The sequence below is a fragment of the Larkinella soli genome, assembly GCF_003703975.1.
Taxonomy (GTDB): domain Bacteria; phylum Bacteroidota; class Bacteroidia; order Cytophagales; family Spirosomataceae; genus Larkinella; species Larkinella soli.
The window spans coordinates 339,457-354,467 of record NZ_QTJY01000004.1 but is presented as its reverse complement, the minus strand read 5'-3'; the positions used below and the strand labels follow the sequence as shown (position 1 = coordinate 354,467).

Genomic DNA, 15,011 nt, shown 5'->3' with positions numbered 1-15,011 from the left:
TTTTTCTTTTTCAACTCTAACCCTTAAACACACACAAACTATCTTTAGAATGGCTTACCGACCGATAGGGAACGAGTACCCGATGGAAGCACTGAGGCCCCGGTTCCGGATCGGAAGCTGAAGCATCGGCAGGTCGTACTGACGGGAGAAGCCGTGTTCATACCGCGCTTCGACGAAGAACTTCCCGACGCCGGCTTCGGCGCTCAGGCCCAGCCCGCCGATCCCGCTGAAATCCCAGCGGTTGAAACCGAAACCGTCCATGCTCATGGGAATATCGATGGGACGGGTCCGGAACAGCGCACTGGCCCGGGTGCGGATGCGGCCGTCGACGGCATACCCGGCGGCCGCGCCGGCCATCAGGTAAACCTGTACCGGACCGTCGTTCAGGTTAATTTTTGCCAGCACCGGCAGTTCGACGTAGTTCGTCTGGTAGGCCACCCGGGCACCCAGCGGAATCTCCCAGCTGCCGAGGCTGAAATCGAAGCCTTCATTGATCACGAAGCCCTTCCGGATATAGGCGATTTCCGGCCGGATGCTGACCCGGTCGCTGACCGGAAATTCGAGAAATACGGCCCCGGTCGGACCCGGAGACGGTTTGAACTCCGGAGAAAAAGTGTCGATCAGGTCAGGTTTCGAAACCGCCCCCCAGTTGGCCCCGGCCCGGAAGCCGACCTGCACCTGAGCGGTAGCGGTTTGAACGATGAGTAAGGCCAGAGCGGCTATTCCTGCCAGCGTAAATCGTTTCATGGAGATAAAATCTAAATAGGTTGGTTGCACTTTTATTTCAGGCAGGTAAAGTGAGTCATAGCCTCTTTTTTCGTGAATCTGTTGCTTGGACAGCAACCGGAAGGCATGGATTAATCGGATGTAAAAAAAAATTTAACGTTCAGTTATCCTGTATCGGAGTCGGAGGATGGTACTATTTATTGAAAACATTGTATTGCTTTTGTAGCTTTACGGATGTAGTCTCTGATTCGTCCGTCTCAAGAATGAAGTATCCGAAACCGATCCGATACAGCCTCCTTCCGAAACCGCTGGACGCCCTGGACTTCCTGGGCCTCTTTGAACTTGACCCGTTTGGAAACTTCCTGTTCTTCAGACGCATCCTGATCACGATCCTCGGCTGTTTCACCTACTTCCGCTATACGCTTTACAACAAACTGAAAATCGAGGGGACGGAACACCTGGAAAACCTGCCGGCCGGAAACGTGCTGTTTCTGTCCAATCACCAGACCTATTTTGCCGACGTCATTGCTTTTTACCACATTTTTTGCAGTGTAAAATGGAAGATGCGCAATTCCATCGTTCCACCGGTTTACCTGTTGTGTCCCAGAGCCAGGACCTATTATGTTGCGGCAAGTGAAACGATGAAGGGAGGGCTGGTTCCCCGGATTTTTGCGCTGGGGGGCGCCATTCAGGTGGAACGCTCGTGGCGGTCGAAAGGGCAGGACGTCAGCCGGGAAGTCGATACGACGGCCAACGACCGGATTGCCATGGGCCTGGATCATGGCTGGGTGATCAGTTTTCCGCAGGGCACGACCAGCCCTTACGCCCCCGTCCGGAAAGGTACGGCCCACATCATGAAGAATACGAACCCGATTGTGATTCCGGTGGTGATCAACGGTTTTCGGCGGGCGTTTGATAAGAAGGGTCTGCGGTTCAAAAAACGCAACACGGTCTTATCGGTGCGTTTCAAAGCCCCGCTGGAATACCGGATCGATGAACCGATCGAGACGCTGGTGGACAAGGTCCGGTCGGCCATCGAACAGGACGTGCCGAAAGAAAAACTGACGTGGATGTCATAGGCCGGCCTAAAAGGCCGTCGGCCGGGGTTTCACCTTAAAGAAGCCAGCGGAAAAACAGATACAGGGTAAAAGAGAGCGTAACCGACACCGGCAGGGTCATCACCCAAGCCAGAGCAATGTTCCGAATGGTGCCGCCCTGCAGGTTTTTGATCCCCTTGCTGGCGACCATACTCCCGGCAATTCCCGAAGAAAGCATGTGGGTCGTGCTGACCGGCGCCTTGTAGAGCGTTGCCAGAGCGATCGTCGTGGCGGCTACCAGTTCGGCCGAAGCGCCCTGGGCATAGGTCAGGTGCTGCTTTCCGATTTTTTCACCGATGGTCACCACGATCCGCTTCCAGCCGACCATCGTTCCCAGGCCCAGGGAAAGGGCGATCATCAGAATGACCCAAAGGGGCGCATAGTCGGTGAAACGCCGAAGTCCCTTTTTCTCATCCAGATTGGCATTGAGGGTGGCGATGTCGGCGGCACTCAGGTCGACGTTCTCGCTTTCGATCAGTTTTTTGATGTTGCTGTTGATCAGCAGGAGGTCGCGTCGGATCTGCAGCCGCTCCTCATTCCTGAACTTACCGGCTACCAGCGGGAGGTCCAGCCGACGCTGCAGATCGACCAGTTCTGTTCTGGTGGCGCTCAGGCGGCTGCGGTCGGCGGCCGACAGGCCCACGGTATCAATTTTTTGAATAATCGGCTGAATATGAACAAGGTTGGCCCGCATCGTAGTCGGGTCGACATTGGAATTGAGGGCAAAATAGGCGGGTGTGATCCCGATCAGGATCAGCATGACCAGGCCGACGCCCTTCTGCCCGTCGTTCGAACCGTGGAAGAAACTGACCCCCGTACAGGTGACGATCAGAACGGACCGGATCCAGGTCGGCGGGGGAGTATTCTTTTTGGGTTCCTTGAACAGATCTTTATTCCCGACCAGCTTCCGGAGCAGGTACATCAGAATGATGGCGAGACTGAAACCGATCAGGGGCGACAGCAGCAGCGCCCTTCCAATCTTGGAGGCTTCTTCCCAGTTCACCCCGCCCCGGTTGTTAGTGTCTACCATCGTGGAAAACGCCAGGCCGACCCCGAGAATGGAGCCGATCAGGGTGTGGGAACTGGAGCTCGGCAGACCGAAATACCAGGTGCCCAGGTTCCAGATGATGGCGCTGAACAGCAGGGCCAGCACCATGGCGATGCTGTGATAGACGTTCTGGTCGACCAGCAGCTCGACGGGGAGCAGATTGACGATCCCCATCGCCACGCCGATTCCGCCCAGCAGTACGCCGACGAAATTGCAGATGCCCGACCAGACGACGGCCACATTGGGTTTCAGGGAGTTGGTATAGATGACGGTGGCGACGGCGTTGGCCGTGTCGTGAAAACCGTTGACAAATTCAAAGGCACAGGCGGCAAACAGACAGAGGGAAAGGAGGATAAAAATATCCGTTTCTAATCCGAACATGCAGGTACAAGTCTGTAATAATGGGGCATGCTTTTACCGAAAAGCATAGATACTGCTACAAAAATACGGTAAACTTTCGAGGGCAATGTTAAGTAAATATTAAGTACCTGCTCCGCCTGTGCCGGAATCATGACGGGTTATTCTCTTTCCCTGCCAGTTGCCCGCAGGCGGCATCGATGTCTTTTCCGCGGCTCCGGCGCACGTTGACCACCACACCCCGCTCTTCCAGAAAGCCGGCAAAGCGGTCGAGCGTCTGCGGATCGGTATTCTTAAAACTGGCTTCGGCAATCGGGTTATACTCGATAATATTGACTTTGGCCGGCACTTTTTTGGTAAACTGCCAGAGTTCTCTGGCGTCCTGAAGCGTATCGTTGAAATTATAGAACACGATGTACTCGAACGTCACCCGCGTGCCGGTCTTCTTATAAAAATAATTCAGGGCTTCGGCCAGGGCGGGCAGCGAGTTGCTCTCGTTAATCGGCATGATCTGGTTGCGCTTCACGTCGTTGGCCGCGTGCAGCGAGAGCGCCAGGTTGAATTTCACCTGATCGTCGCCCAGCTTTTTGATCATCCTGGCGATGCCGGCGGTCGAGACCGTAATTCGTCGGGCCGCCATACCCAGGCCGTCGGGCGAGGTAATGTGTTCGACCGATTCGAGCATGTTGGCGTAGTTGAGCAAGGGTTCGCCCATACCCATATAGACGATGTTGGTCAGGCCGGTGCCGTAGGTTTCGCGGGCCTGCCGGTCGATGGAGACGACCTGATCGACCATCTCGAAGGCTTCCAGGTTGCGTTTTCGGTCCATGTACCCCGTCGCGCAGAATTTGCAGGTCAGCGAGCAGCCTACTTGTGACGAGATACAGGCCGTCATCCGGTCGTCGTCCGCCTGGCGGAGGGCCGGAATCAGCACCCCTTCGACCAGGTTGCCGTCGTAGAGACGGAACGACGATTTAATGGTACCGTCCGAACTTTGCTGCTGCCGGGACACCGACAGCGTCCGGATTTCGAAATGTTCGGCCAGCAGCTGCCGCGTCTTCAGCGACAGGTTGGTCATGTCGTCGAACGACCGCACGGAGTGCTTCCAAAGCCATTCCTGAATCTGTTTGGCCCGAAAACCGGGTTCGCCGTGCCGGCCGAGCCACGTTTTTAATTGTTCGGTATTGAGTTTCCGTATGTCCTGCTTCGTAGCAATCATCCCTTTTTTCCTTCCTTCAGCGCCGGTATCGCGATCACATCGCCGGACTTTCTGTGTGATAATTCTTCTTTCCGTTTTCGGATCCAGTTCGTACCGACCGGTATCCAGGCCGAGGTAACATCCATCACTTTGGGAGCCACCGGCACGACGATCGGATACAGGTATGTTTCCTGGGTGTGTTTGGGGGGCATCCGTATCCCCATCCAGGTTAACAACCAGAGCATTACACTAATTCCGAAAATCCAGGTAAAAATTCCGACCAGGGCACCGGCTACACTGTCGAAGGTGCCCAGAATCGTGTATTTCAGCGACCGGCGCAGGGAAAAGCCGATCTGGTTGATTAGAAAGACGGTCGGAAAAAAGATGATGGAGAAGCCCAGCCACGGCAGCAGCCGCCGGGCCATTTCCATACTGATGTATGGGGCCAGCAGGTCGATGCCGAACCCCAGAAACTTGAACCCCACGATCATGGCCACGATAAAGGCGATCACGGCTACGATCTCCACAAGGAGGCCTTTACGGTAGCCGTTGTACGCCCCCCAGAGCAGTGGAATGAGGATGAGGATATCGAGGGTTTTCAACTCAGCAGGCTCTTGACCACCGTGGAGATCGTTTTTCCTTCGGCCTGTCCGGCCAGTTCTTTGGTGGCGACGCCCATCACCTTGCCCATATCCGACGGTCCCGAGGCTCCGACGCGGGCGATGATCTCCCGGATGCGGGTTTGCAGTTCCTCTTCGGAGAGCTGCTGCGGCAGGTATTTTTCGATGACGGCGATCTCGGCGAGTTCGGCCTGGAGAAGGTCCTCCCGGCTCTGGGCGCGGTAAATGTCCGCCGAATCTTTCCGCTGCTTGACGGCTTTGGTCAGGAGCTTCAGTTCGTCTTCCGGTTTCAGGTCTCCGCCGGCCGCGCCGTCTTTGGTTTCTTCCAGCAGGATCAGCGACTTGATGGCCCGCAGCGCCCGCAGGCGGTCCTGCTCCTTAGCCTTCATGGCTTCCTTGATATCGGTATCGATTTGTTGCTTCAGCGACATGCCTTGCTGTAGGTTTAATGTGGTACGTTTAGAGTAACTTCGCTTCGGAACCATTGAAACGTCGCCAAAGTTACAAACAAAACCGGCCTCCTTTCAATCATTCAACCATTCAATCCCATCCGATGACCCGTCTTAGTGTCAATATCAACAAAATTGCCACGCTTCGAAATTCGCGGGGCGGTAATAATCCCAATGTGGTGAAGGTCGCGCTGGACTGCGAACGCTTCGGCGCCCAGGGCATTACGGTTCACCCCCGTCCCGATGAGCGGCACATCCGGTATCAGGACGTGCTGGACCTGAAGGAAGTCGTGACGACGGAATTCAACATCGAAGGTAACCCCGACGACCGGTTCATCAAGCTGGTGACCCGCGTCCGGCCGGAGCAGGTGACGCTCGTTCCCGATGCGGTCGATGCGGTCACGTCCAACGCCGGGTGGGATACCGTCTCGCACCGCGAATACCTCCGGCACCTGGTTTCCCGCTTCAGGGATCTGGGCATCCGGGTGTCGATTTTCGTCGATCCGGACCTGAGGATGGTCGAGGGGGCCAAAGAGGTCGGCACCGACCGCATCGAACTGTATACCGAACCGTATGCAGCCCATTATGCCGCCAACCGCGAGGCCGCCATTGCTCCCTACATCCAGGCCGCCAACCTGGCCGGCGAACTGGGACTGGGCCTCAACGCCGGACACGACCTGAGTCTGGAGAACCTGCAGTATTTTCAGCGCAACATCCCCAATCTGCTGGAAGTCTCGATCGGCCACGCCCTGATCTCGGATGCCCTGTATTTCGGTCTGGAAAACACGATTCAGTTGTATCTTCGGGAATTGGATTCGAATCGTGAATAAGCAATAAATGATGGTCGAGCCATTGTCGGTCGAGGAGTTTTTAGAGAGAGCGCAGCGAATGCCGGTGATCGACGTTCGGTCGCCGGGGGAGTTCGATCATGCCCATATTCCGGGGGCCGTCAACATTCCGCTATTTGACAATACCGAGCGGGCCCTGGTCGGCACCAAATACAAGCAGGCCGGCAAAGACTCGGCCGTGCTGCTGGGTCTGGAGCTGGTCGGGCCGAAGCTTTCCGCGTTTGTGCGGCAATCCCGCAAACTGAACCCGAAAGGGAAAGAGGTGCTGGTGCATTGCTGGCGGGGCGGGATGCGCAGCGGCAGTTTTGCCTGGCTGCTGAACACCGCCGGCCTGACCGTTTCGACGCTCGCCGGCGGTTACAAAGCCTACCGTACTACCGTGCTGGACAGCTTCGCCGAACCGCGGAAGCTGATCGTTCTGGGCGGAAAAACCGGCAGCGGAAAAACCGACATTCTGAAACAGCTGGCGGCTTCGGGCGAGCAGGTGATCGATCTGGAAGCCCTGGCTAACCACAAAGGCTCCTCCTACGGGGCCATCGGTCTGCCTCCGCAGCCTTCCACCGAACAGTTTGAAAATCTGGTGTTTCAGGAGTGGCGAAAGCTGGACCCCGCCCGCCGGATCTGGCTGGAGGATGAAAGCAAAAGCATCGGCGCCTGCTTTATTCCGCACGCGCTCTGGCTCCAGATGCAAACCGCCCCCGTGGCTTTTCTCGACCTTCCGAAAGCCGCCCGGATCGAACGGCTGGTTGGAGAGTACGGCCGCACGGACCATGGACTGCTGGAAGAGGCCACCCGACGAATCGAAAGGCGGCTGGGCGGGAAAGCCTATCGGGACGCCCTCGATGCGCTGGCCCGAAAGGATTACGCGGCCGTCGCCGACCTGACCCTCGCGTATTACGACAAAGCTTATCTGCACGGCCTTTCCCAGCGAAAAAAGGAAACCGTATTCCCCCTCGAACTGGCCGCCGACGATCCGGCCCAAACCGCCCGCCGACTGATCGGGTGGGCCGACGAAGTGCTGAACCCTACCCTTGCGCATTCATGATCGAGTCTGTCGAAACCCCTGACGCCCCGCTGCCTGCCGGGCATTATGCGCAGGCCACCGTCTGGAAGGACCTGGTCTTCATTTCGGGCCAGTTGCCGATTCATCCGGTCACGAAGGAGAATCTGACCGGCCCCATCGAGGCTCAGACCCGGCAGGTGCTGGAAAACGTGCGGGCCATCGCCGAAGCCGCCGGCAGCGATCTGTCGCACATCCTGAAGACCACCGTGTACATTGCCGACATCTCCCTCTGGGACCGGGTCAATGCCGTCTACGCCGATTTTTTCGGAGACCACAAACCCGCCCGGGCGGTGGTCCCGACCAAAGAACTGCACTATGGCTTTCTGATCGAGATCGAAGCCGTGGCCGTCCGCCGGGAAGCCTGATTCTCAGAGCTGCCGGAACTTGATGTTGCGGTACCAGACCGTGCTGCCCCAATCCTGCAACCCGATGCGGCCGGCCAGTTGTCCCGTGCTGATCGGGGCCGCTTTCAGGTTGCTGGCCGCGATCCGCTGTTTCCAGTCGGCGCTGTCGAGGTTATGCTCCTGAATCAGATAGCCGTTCATGTAGACGGAGAGCGTCCGGCCTTTGAGAATGAAATGCACCTGGTTCCACTCCCCAACGGGCGACGGCTCCCGAATGCGGGCATTGGAGACGCTGAAGAAATCGCCGGCCCGGTGTTTGTTCTCCGGGGCACCCTCATAGATCGCATTGTCCAGCACCTGAAGTTCCAGACCGGTATGGTACGGCTCCTTGTAGGCCGGCGCTTCGGTCACGAAAAAGAAGATACCGCTGTTGGCCAGCCGGGAAACCTTCCAGTCGGCTTTGAACTCGAAGTCGCCTTTGAAGGCCGCATCCGTGACGATGTCGCCCCCGTTTTTGGCTTTGTTTCCGGCCCGCACCGGCACGTCGAGTTTGAGCGCGCCGTCTTCGATGCGCCAGGCCGACCCGATGCCCTGCTTACCATAGGTATGCCAGCCGGCGGTATCTTTTCCGTTGAAAAGGAGCTTCCAGCCTTCCCTGCGTTCCTGTGCCGTCAGCGTGTTCGGGGTCTGGGCCATGCCGGAAACCAGACCGGATAGAAAGGTTACGGTGAGTAAAAACGCTTTTTTCATCAGATGACCCAGCCCTGCCGGTATTCGCGTTTGAGGTACGGGTTCAATTCGGGAGCGTTCGTAAACTGCATATTCTGCGTATCCCAGTTGAGCTTCGTTCCCTGCCTGTACAGAGCGACGATGCCCAGCAGCATGGTTTCGCAGAGCGGCCCGGCATACTCGAAGGGGCTGGTGGCCTTGCCGTTGCCCTTGCAGGCTTCGGCCCAGTTGCGCTCATGACTCATGCCGACGCGCGGATAGGTCTGCGCCGGTTTTTTATAGGCTTCCATCTTTTCCTTCGGCAGCAGGCGCGGGTTACGGCCGTAGGTTTCGTGCATCAGCTTGCCTTTCGTTCCGATGTACAGCACGCCCCCGCCTTTGTCGACGGATTCGTTGCCGAGTTCCAGGGGTTTGGGCGGCAGAATACCGCCGTCGTACCAGGTCATTTTCAGGACAGGATGTTTCTTGTCCTTCGTGGCGAACTCATAGGTCACCATCGACGCCATCGGGTAGCTTTGTTTGTTGAACGGCGTCGAGGAGGCTTCCACGCTGATCGGCGGGTTCAGGCCCAGCGCCCAGTAGGGGTGATCGACCAGGTGGGCGCCCATATCGCCCAGCGCCCCGGCCCCGTAGTCGACCCAGCCGCGCCATTTGAACGGGGTGTAGGCCGGGTGGTAGGGCCGGTAGGGAGCCGGTCCGAGGAAGAGATCCCAGTCGAGCGTCGAGGGCACTTCGACGGCTTCGGTCGGGGCCGGAATCCCCTGGGGCCAGATGGGACGGTTGGTCCAGACGTGCACCTCCGTCACCTTGCCGATGGCGCCGTCGGCGATCCATTCGTTAAGAGAACGGGCGTCGTCCGAGGAGTGGCCCTGGTTGCCCATCTGGGTGACGATTTTCGGATTTTCTTTCGCCAGCCGGGCCAGTTCGCGGGATTCCCAGACCGACACCGTCAGCGGTTTCTGTACGTAGACGTGCTTGCCGAGTTTCATGGCCGTCGACGCCTGGATGGCGTGGAGGTGGTCGGGGGTGGCAATCACGACGCCGTCGATATCCTTCTGGGCTTCGAGCATTTTGCGGTAATCTTTATACCGCTTGGCGTTAGGATATTTTTCAAACACCGGGGCCGCATATTTCTCATCGATGTCGCAGAGGGCCACGATGTTTTCGGTCGGAGCGAGGGCGTTCAGGTTGCTTTTACCCATTCCGCCGATGCCGATGCCGGCCACGTTAAGTTTATCGGAAGGTGCGATGAAGCCTTTCCCGCCCAGCACGTGCCGGGGGACGATGGTGATACCGGCCAGCGCGAGCGAAGCGCCTTTGACGAATCCCCGCCGGCTCACCGGGGAGTTCGGTTTGTTGTTTGGATGATCCATAGACGAAAAGAAACTGGTTAAGGGGCGTATGCAGTCAGCGCTAAATGTACGAATTCTCTCTTCCTTTCCGTGCAATAAATTCAGGTTTCCGTGCTATTCCGCGGCTTTTTATCTGAGTTTACGTGGGTTGATGCGCCGGATGATCTCCCGTTTGTTAAACACGACCCGCCAGATCACCAGCGGCAGGGCGGCACTGTCGGCACAGGTCCGGCAGATAGGGTCATCGGTCGGTACCGGCGCGTTGTAGACGAAAAGCGTGTCGGCAATCTTCTGGACGTTGTCGCTCTGCTCCAGTTTCCGTTCGGCATTGTACCGGTAGGCGTCGAGCAGTTCGCGCTCCTTGGGATTCAGGGCCGGATTTTTCATTTCCTCCGTGCTCAGCAGGTCGATCGACACGGCATACTGTTTCTCCAGTTTCTGAATAACCGGCAGGCCTTCCAGCCGGCAGAGGGGCGTAGCGGGGCCGCCCGGTGTTTTAGCCAGTTCGTTCGTCAGACTTTTCCGGGCGGTGATTACCAGCGCCTTGCCCCACTCATCGGCCGTCGACACCAGCTGGGCATCCGTCACGCGTTTAATTTTACGGTCGTTCATCTCCAGAGCCAGTTCCCGGGTGTTCTGAACGCGATCCGAATTGCAGGCGGAAAAAGCCGGCAGCAGCAGCATAAAAAGGCGAAAGGAACGATTCATAGTCAGGAACTTAGTAACGCCAATTCTTGTCATCTAAATAAACAATGATTTGTATTTCCGTTTCGTTGACAAAAGTACGACGGAACGACCGACTGACCGAATTTTCTTACCTTTGCCTGAATGCCGCACCGGCGGACCGGTTTCCGGTGAAACTTCCCGTCGACAGGCCGGGATAGTCAGCAGTCGGTGAATCCATACCTTAAAATCAGGAGTGAAAAGCCGGCGAGAGCGTAGCAGTAATCGTTTCACTCCTCCCAGGAGAAGATTATGATCAACCAATTAGAAGCCATCAAGGAGCGGTTTGACGAGGTTGCCCAGCAGATCATGATGCCGGAGATCGTTTCGGATCAGAAGAAGTTCATGAAACTGAGCAAGGAATACAAGGACCTCGACAAGATCGTCAGACAGTATCGTCTCTATAAGAAACTGTTGCAGGACATTGATGGGGCGAAGGACCTGCTCGCCAACGAAAAAGACGAGGACCTGCGCGAACTGGCGAAGGCCGAACTCGATGAACTGGTTCCGCAGCGGGAACCCCTGGAAGAAGCGCTGAAGGAGATGCTGATTCCGCGGGACCCCAACGACAGCAAGAACGTGATTCTGGAAATCCGGGCCGGAACCGGGGGCGACGAAGCCTCCATCTTTGCCGGTGACATGTTCCGGATGTATCAGCGCTTCTGTGACCGCATGGGCTGGCGGATGTCCCTCATGGACTATACCGAAGGCTCTTCCGGCGGATTCAAGGAAATCATCTGCCAGGTGGAAGGAGAAGACGTTTACGGTAAACTCAAGTTCGAGTCCGGCGTCCACCGGGTTCAGCGCGTTCCGGCCACCGAGTCTCAGGGACGGATTCACACCTCGGCGGCCAGTGTGGCGGTGCTGCCGGAGGCCGAAGAAGTCGACGTGGAGATCAACATGAACGACGTCCGGAAAGATACGTTCTGTTCGTCCGGCGCGGGCGGTCAGTCGGTCAACACCACCTACTCGGCCGTTCGTCTCACTCACATCCCGACCGGCCTGGTGGTGCAGTGTCAGGACGAACGTTCGCAGTTGAAGAACTTCGACAAAGCCCTGACGGTGCTGCGTTCACGGCTGTACGAGATCGAGCTTCAGAAACACAACGACGCCATCTCCTCCCAGCGGAAATCCATGGTCGGCACCGGTGACCGTTCCGATAAGATCCGGACCTATAACTATCCGCAGAGCCGCGTGACGGACCACCGCATCGGCCTGACGATCTATAACCTCCCGGCGGTGATGGACGGCAATATCGACGAATTTATCGAGCAGCTCCGGATTGCGGAGAATGCCGAAAAACTGAAGGAAGGGGCAGTGGCGTAACACCGGGTGGCGAACACCGGGTGTCGTAACACCGCCCCTTTTCTTTTACAGCGAGCCGGTTTTGCCGCCGTCGACCGGCACGTTGATGCCGTTGATGGCCGCAGCGGCCGGCGTACACAGAAAGGCCACGGCGGCCGCTACCTCCTCCGGTTCGGCAAACCGCCCGGCCGGAATCTCCCTGAGCATCCTCTGCTCCGCTTCCTCCGCCGAAATACCCTCCTTCTTCATGCGCAGGTCCAGAACCGTCTGAAGGCGGGCCGTGCGCGTCGTCCCCGGCAGCACGTTGTTGACCGTGATCCCGAACCGCGCCATTTCCAGCGACAGGGTCTTGGCCCACTGCGCCACCGCACCCCGGATGGTATTGGAAACGCCCAGGCCGGTAATCGGCTGCTTAACGGAAGTGGAGATGATGTTGACGATACGTCCGTAGCCGAGCCGCTTCATCGACGGAACCACGGCCTGGACCAGCAGTTGATTATTGATCAGGTGGGCCGCGAAGGTGTTGAGGAACTCCTCCGGCCGGGCGTCGATCAGCGGGCCGGAAGGCGGTCCGCCGGTGTTGTTGACCAGAATATGAACCTCCGGAAACTCCTTCAGGTAGCTTTCGACGGCGGCTTTGACTTCCTCCGGCCGGGTGAAATCGGCCACCCGGTATTGGTGCTTCTGGCCCTGGGCGGTGTCGAGCTGCCCGGCCACCTCTTTCAGCTTTTCCTCATTTCGGGCCAGCAGCGTTACGTTTGCTCCCAGCAGCGCCAGTTCGACGGCCGCGGCCCGGCCGATGCCCTGCGTGCTTCCGCAGACGACGGCCGTTTTTCCGGTCAGTGATAAATTCATCTCGGGTTGTATAGTTGATTAATCCAAACAAAAGGTTCTAATTAAGCATTTAATCAGGGTAATCATAGCTCGCCCATGAAACGTATCCTCTATTGGTACCGGAACGACCTGCGTCTTCACGATAACGAAGGCTTCCTGAAAGCGACCGAAAATGCCGAGGAGGTTATTCCCGTCTATTGTTTCGACCCGCGGCTTTTCGCCACCATTCCGCGCTTCGGTTTCCGTAAAACAGGACCGTTCCGCGCCCGGTTCCTGCTCGAAGCCGTCGCCGACCTGCAAGGCCGGCTCCGGGCGCTGGGCGGTGACCTGCTCATCCGGATCGGCGACCCCGAACCCATCCTGCTGGAACTGGCCCGGGATTACGAGGTGGAGGCCCTCTATACGAGTAAGGAGGTCACCCAGGAGGAAACGGAAATCGAAGCCGGTATCAGCAAGCGGCTGAAAACCTACAACATCGACATGGAGCTGTTCTGGATGGCGTCGCTATACCACGTCCGGGACCTGCCGTTCAACCTGTTCAAACTACCCGATCAGTTCACGCCCTTCCGGAATCAGGTGGAAAACAAGGTGTCGGTCCGGCCCACGTTTCCCGAACCGGCGCGCATCCGGCTGCCCGAGGGCCTCGAAACCGGAACCCTGCCGACGCTTCCGGAACTGGGTTTCCATGAAATGCCGGAGTCGGATGAGCGGGCGGCCATCCGGCAGCTGGGCGGAGAAACCGCTGCGCTCCGGCATCTGGAAGCCTATGTCTGGAACCGGGATTTGCCGAAAACGTATAAAGAGACCCGCAACCAGATGATCGGGCCGGATTATTCTTCAAAATTTTCGGCCTGGCTGTCGGCAGGCTGCCTGTCACCCCGGAAGATTTACGAAGAAGTGAAGCGGTATGAACGCGAGCGGGTCGCCAACGAGTCAACTTATTGGCTGATTTTCGAGTTATTATGGCGGGATTTCTTTCGGTTCGTCGCTCTTAAGTTCGGGACCCGGATTTTCAAGCCGAGCGGCATCAGGCACGATCTGAGTTATACCTACCGCGAAGACCCGGAGGTGTTCGAGCGCTGGAAACTGGGTCAGACCGGCATTCCGTTCGTCGATGCCAACATGCGGGAATTGCTGCGAACCGGGTACATGTCGAACCGGGGCCGGCAGAACGTCGCGAGCTTTCTGGTCCGGGACCTCGGCATCAACTGGATCTGGGGAGCCGCCTGGTTCGAGAGCATGCTCACCGACTATGACGTGTGCAGCAACTGGGGCAACTGGAACTACGTGGCCGGTGTCGGCAACGACCCCCGCGGCAACCGGTATTTCAACGTGTACTCGCAGGCGTTGCACTATGACGAGCAGGCCGTGTACGTCAGACACTGGCTTCCGGAACTGGCCGGGGTTCCGCCTGAAAAGGTGCATACCGTCTGGCAGCTTAGTCCGGAGGAGCAGAATCGGTATGGCGTCCGGCTGGGAAGTGATTATCCGCTTCCGATCATCAACCCCGACAAGTGGATTAAGGCCGAAAGTATCCGATAGTGTAAATTTTAACGTTAAACCTTTAGTTTTACCCAACTTTGGGTCCAACAATTAACCTGCTAACTACCATGTCAAGAGGTCTTATTATCGTGATCGTGCTGGCTCTGATTCTGGGTTTCTACGGCTGCAGTTCCTACAACGGGCTGGTCGACAAGGACACTCAGGTAGACCGGGCCTGGAGCAACGTTCAAACCCAATATCAGCGTCGGGCCGACCTGATTCCCAACCTGGTCAACACGGTCAAAGGAGCCGCCAATTTTGAAAAGAGCACCCTCGAATCCGTCATTAAAGCCCGCGCAAGCGCTACGGGAATCAACCTGAATGCCGACCAGCTGACGCCGGAGAATCTCCAGCGCTTCCAGCAGGCTCAGGATCAATTGGGTGGTGCCCTGTCACGACTGCTGGCCGTGGCCGAAAATTATCCGCAGCTCCGGGCCACTGAGAACTTCAAGGAATTACAGGCCCAGCTGGAAGGCACCGAAAACCGCATCGCCGTGTCCCGAAATGATTTCAACGGGGCTGCCACGGAATACAACCGTTCGGTGCGATCCTTCCCCAACAATATTTTTGCCGGTGTATTCGGCTTCAGCCGCCGGGGCCTTTTCGAAGCATCCCAGGCCGCCCAGCAGGCACCATCGGTTCAGTTCTAAATCGAGGAGTAAAAGAGTTGGGGGGTTTGGGGGTTGAGGTGTGGTCATTCCGGCCCTGTCATCCCAGCGGTTTGGTTTGCCATTCCACGGTCTGTCATCCCGACGCAGGAGGGATCCTGCCGCTGA

16 protein-coding genes are annotated in these 15,011 nt (G+C 57.4%); 7 read left to right on the top strand and 9 right to left on the bottom strand.

Annotation, left to right across the window (positions count from 1 at the left end; all coding sequences use genetic code 11):
• Positions 1-54 precede the first annotated feature (54 nt).
• A complete protein-coding gene (locus tag DX909_RS13275; protein ID WP_128545655.1) occupies positions 55-747 on the bottom strand; it encodes a porin family protein in 693 nt (230 codons plus the stop codon).
• Positions 748-989: 242 nt separating this feature from the next.
• Between DX909_RS13275 and DX909_RS13270 the strand changes: the two genes are divergently transcribed.
• Positions 990-1,805 carry a lysophospholipid acyltransferase family protein gene (locus tag DX909_RS13270; protein WP_128545654.1) on the top strand — a complete coding sequence of 272 codons (816 nt, stop codon included), beginning with the start codon at positions 990-992 and terminating at the stop codon, positions 1,803-1,805.
• Between the two features lie 34 nt (positions 1,806-1,839).
• Here the strand turns inward: DX909_RS13270 and DX909_RS13265 are convergent, their stop codons facing one another.
• From DX909_RS13265 to DX909_RS13250, 4 genes are all read right to left on the bottom strand, one after another.
• On the bottom strand, positions 1,840-3,252 hold the full coding sequence (locus DX909_RS13265) for an inorganic phosphate transporter (protein WP_128545653.1): 1,413 nt from the start codon (positions 3,250-3,252) through the stop codon (positions 1,840-1,842).
• 127 nt (positions 3,253-3,379) lie between these two features.
• On the bottom strand, positions 3,380-4,447 hold the full coding sequence (gene rlmN / locus DX909_RS13260) for a dual-specificity RNA methyltransferase RlmN (RefSeq protein ID WP_128545652.1): 1,068 nt from the start codon (positions 4,445-4,447) through the stop codon (positions 3,380-3,382).
• On the bottom strand, positions 4,444-5,028 hold the full coding sequence (locus DX909_RS13255) for a CvpA family protein (protein ID WP_206512999.1): 585 nt from the start codon (positions 5,026-5,028) through the stop codon (positions 4,444-4,446). Before DX909_RS13255 ends, rlmN begins: the two co-directional genes overlap by 4 nt.
• Positions 5,025-5,477: a GatB/YqeY domain-containing protein gene (locus tag DX909_RS13250; RefSeq protein ID WP_128545651.1), complete on the bottom strand. Its 453-nt coding sequence runs from the start codon at positions 5,475-5,477 to the stop codon at positions 5,025-5,027. Before DX909_RS13250 ends, DX909_RS13255 begins: the two co-directional genes overlap by 4 nt.
• A 122-nt stretch (positions 5,478-5,599) precedes the next feature.
• On the opposite strand from DX909_RS13250, the gene DX909_RS13245 reads away from it, so the two are divergent.
• Genes DX909_RS13245 through DX909_RS13235 form a run of 3 tightly spaced genes read left to right on the top strand, consistent with a single transcriptional unit; the run spans position 5,600 to position 7,771 of the window.
• Positions 5,600-6,325, top strand: a complete 726-nt coding sequence (locus DX909_RS13245) for a pyridoxine 5'-phosphate synthase (RefSeq protein WP_128545650.1) — start codon at positions 5,600-5,602, stop codon at positions 6,323-6,325.
• A 10-nt stretch (positions 6,326-6,335) separates the two neighbouring features.
• Positions 6,336-7,388 carry a tRNA 2-selenouridine(34) synthase MnmH gene (gene mnmH, locus DX909_RS13240; protein ID WP_128545749.1) on the top strand — a complete coding sequence of 351 codons (1,053 nt, stop codon included), beginning with the start codon at positions 6,336-6,338 and terminating at the stop codon, positions 7,386-7,388.
• Positions 7,385-7,771, top strand: a complete 387-nt coding sequence (locus DX909_RS13235; protein ID WP_229311036.1) for a RidA family protein — start codon at positions 7,385-7,387, stop codon at positions 7,769-7,771. Before mnmH ends, DX909_RS13235 begins: the two co-directional genes overlap by 4 nt.
• A 3-nt stretch (positions 7,772-7,774) precedes the next feature.
• Here the strand turns inward: DX909_RS13235 and DX909_RS13230 are convergent, their stop codons facing one another.
• The 3 genes from DX909_RS13230 to DX909_RS13220 form a co-directional block, all read right to left on the bottom strand.
• Positions 7,775-8,500, bottom strand: a complete 726-nt coding sequence (locus DX909_RS13230; RefSeq protein WP_128545649.1) for a 3-keto-disaccharide hydrolase — start codon at positions 8,498-8,500, stop codon at positions 7,775-7,777.
• Positions 8,500-9,852 (bottom strand): Gfo/Idh/MocA family protein, encoded by a 1,353-nt coding sequence (locus DX909_RS13225; protein WP_128545648.1) that lies wholly within the window; start codon positions 9,850-9,852, stop codon positions 8,500-8,502. The genes DX909_RS13230 and DX909_RS13225 overlap by 1 nt, the downstream gene beginning before the upstream one ends.
• A 108-nt stretch (positions 9,853-9,960) precedes the next feature.
• A complete protein-coding gene (locus DX909_RS13220) occupies positions 9,961-10,539 on the bottom strand; it encodes a hypothetical protein (RefSeq protein ID WP_128545647.1) in 579 nt (192 codons plus the stop codon).
• A 267-nt stretch (positions 10,540-10,806) separates the two neighbouring features.
• Between DX909_RS13220 and prfA the strand changes: the two genes are divergently transcribed.
• Positions 10,807-11,880, top strand: a complete 1,074-nt coding sequence (gene prfA / locus DX909_RS13215; protein ID WP_128545646.1) for a peptide chain release factor 1 — start codon at positions 10,807-10,809, stop codon at positions 11,878-11,880.
• Between the two features lie 45 nt (positions 11,881-11,925).
• Here prfA and DX909_RS13210 read toward each other — a convergent pair whose 3' ends face one another.
• Positions 11,926-12,714: an SDR family oxidoreductase gene (locus DX909_RS13210; protein WP_128545645.1), complete on the bottom strand. Its 789-nt coding sequence runs from the start codon at positions 12,712-12,714 to the stop codon at positions 11,926-11,928.
• 75 nt (positions 12,715-12,789) lie between these two features.
• Between DX909_RS13210 and DX909_RS13205 the strand changes: the two genes are divergently transcribed.
• Together DX909_RS13205 and DX909_RS13200 are read left to right on the top strand one after the other, a co-directional pair.
• A complete protein-coding gene (locus DX909_RS13205) occupies positions 12,790-14,235 on the top strand; it encodes a DASH family cryptochrome (protein WP_128545644.1) in 1,446 nt (481 codons plus the stop codon).
• Between the two features lie 68 nt (positions 14,236-14,303).
• Positions 14,304-14,885, top strand: a complete 582-nt coding sequence (locus tag DX909_RS13200; protein ID WP_128545643.1) for a LemA family protein — start codon at positions 14,304-14,306, stop codon at positions 14,883-14,885.
• The last annotated feature ends 126 nt before the right edge of the window (positions 14,886-15,011 follow it).

Excerpts from the sequence above, each read along its gene's own strand:
- DX909_RS13230 (WP_128545649.1), bottom strand. The coding sequence starts at position 8,500 with ATGAAAAAAGCGTTTTTACTCACCGTAACCTTTCTATCCGGTCTGGTT.
- DX909_RS13250 (WP_128545651.1), bottom strand. The coding sequence starts at position 5,477 with ATGTCGCTGAAGCAACAAATCGATACCGATATCAAGGAAGCCATGAAG.
- prfA (WP_128545646.1), top strand. The coding sequence starts at position 10,807 with ATGATCAACCAATTAGAAGCCATCAAGGAGCGGTTTGACGAGGTTGCC.
- DX909_RS13265 (WP_128545653.1), bottom strand. The coding sequence starts at position 3,252 with ATGTTCGGATTAGAAACGGATATTTTTATCCTCCTTTCCCTCTGTCTG.
- DX909_RS13225 (WP_128545648.1), bottom strand. The coding sequence starts at position 9,852 with ATGGATCATCCAAACAACAAACCGAACTCCCCGGTGAGCCGGCGGGGA.
- DX909_RS13210 (WP_128545645.1), bottom strand. The coding sequence starts at position 12,714 with ATGAATTTATCACTGACCGGAAAAACGGCCGTCGTCTGCGGAAGCACG.
- DX909_RS13235 (WP_229311036.1), top strand. The coding sequence starts at position 7,385 with ATGATCGAGTCTGTCGAAACCCCTGACGCCCCGCTGCCTGCCGGGCAT.
- rlmN (WP_128545652.1), bottom strand. The coding sequence starts at position 4,447 with ATGATTGCTACGAAGCAGGACATACGGAAACTCAATACCGAACAATTA.
- DX909_RS13270 (WP_128545654.1), top strand. The coding sequence starts at position 990 with ATGAAGTATCCGAAACCGATCCGATACAGCCTCCTTCCGAAACCGCTG.
- mnmH (WP_128545749.1), top strand. The coding sequence starts at position 6,336 with ATGGTCGAGCCATTGTCGGTCGAGGAGTTTTTAGAGAGAGCGCAGCGA.
- DX909_RS13205 (WP_128545644.1), top strand. The coding sequence starts at position 12,790 with ATGAAACGTATCCTCTATTGGTACCGGAACGACCTGCGTCTTCACGAT.
- DX909_RS13200 (WP_128545643.1), top strand. The coding sequence starts at position 14,304 with ATGTCAAGAGGTCTTATTATCGTGATCGTGCTGGCTCTGATTCTGGGT.
- DX909_RS13275 (WP_128545655.1), bottom strand. The coding sequence starts at position 747 with ATGAAACGATTTACGCTGGCAGGAATAGCCGCTCTGGCCTTACTCATC.
- DX909_RS13245 (WP_128545650.1), top strand. The coding sequence starts at position 5,600 with ATGACCCGTCTTAGTGTCAATATCAACAAAATTGCCACGCTTCGAAAT.
- DX909_RS13220 (WP_128545647.1), bottom strand. The coding sequence starts at position 10,539 with ATGAATCGTTCCTTTCGCCTTTTTATGCTGCTGCTGCCGGCTTTTTCC.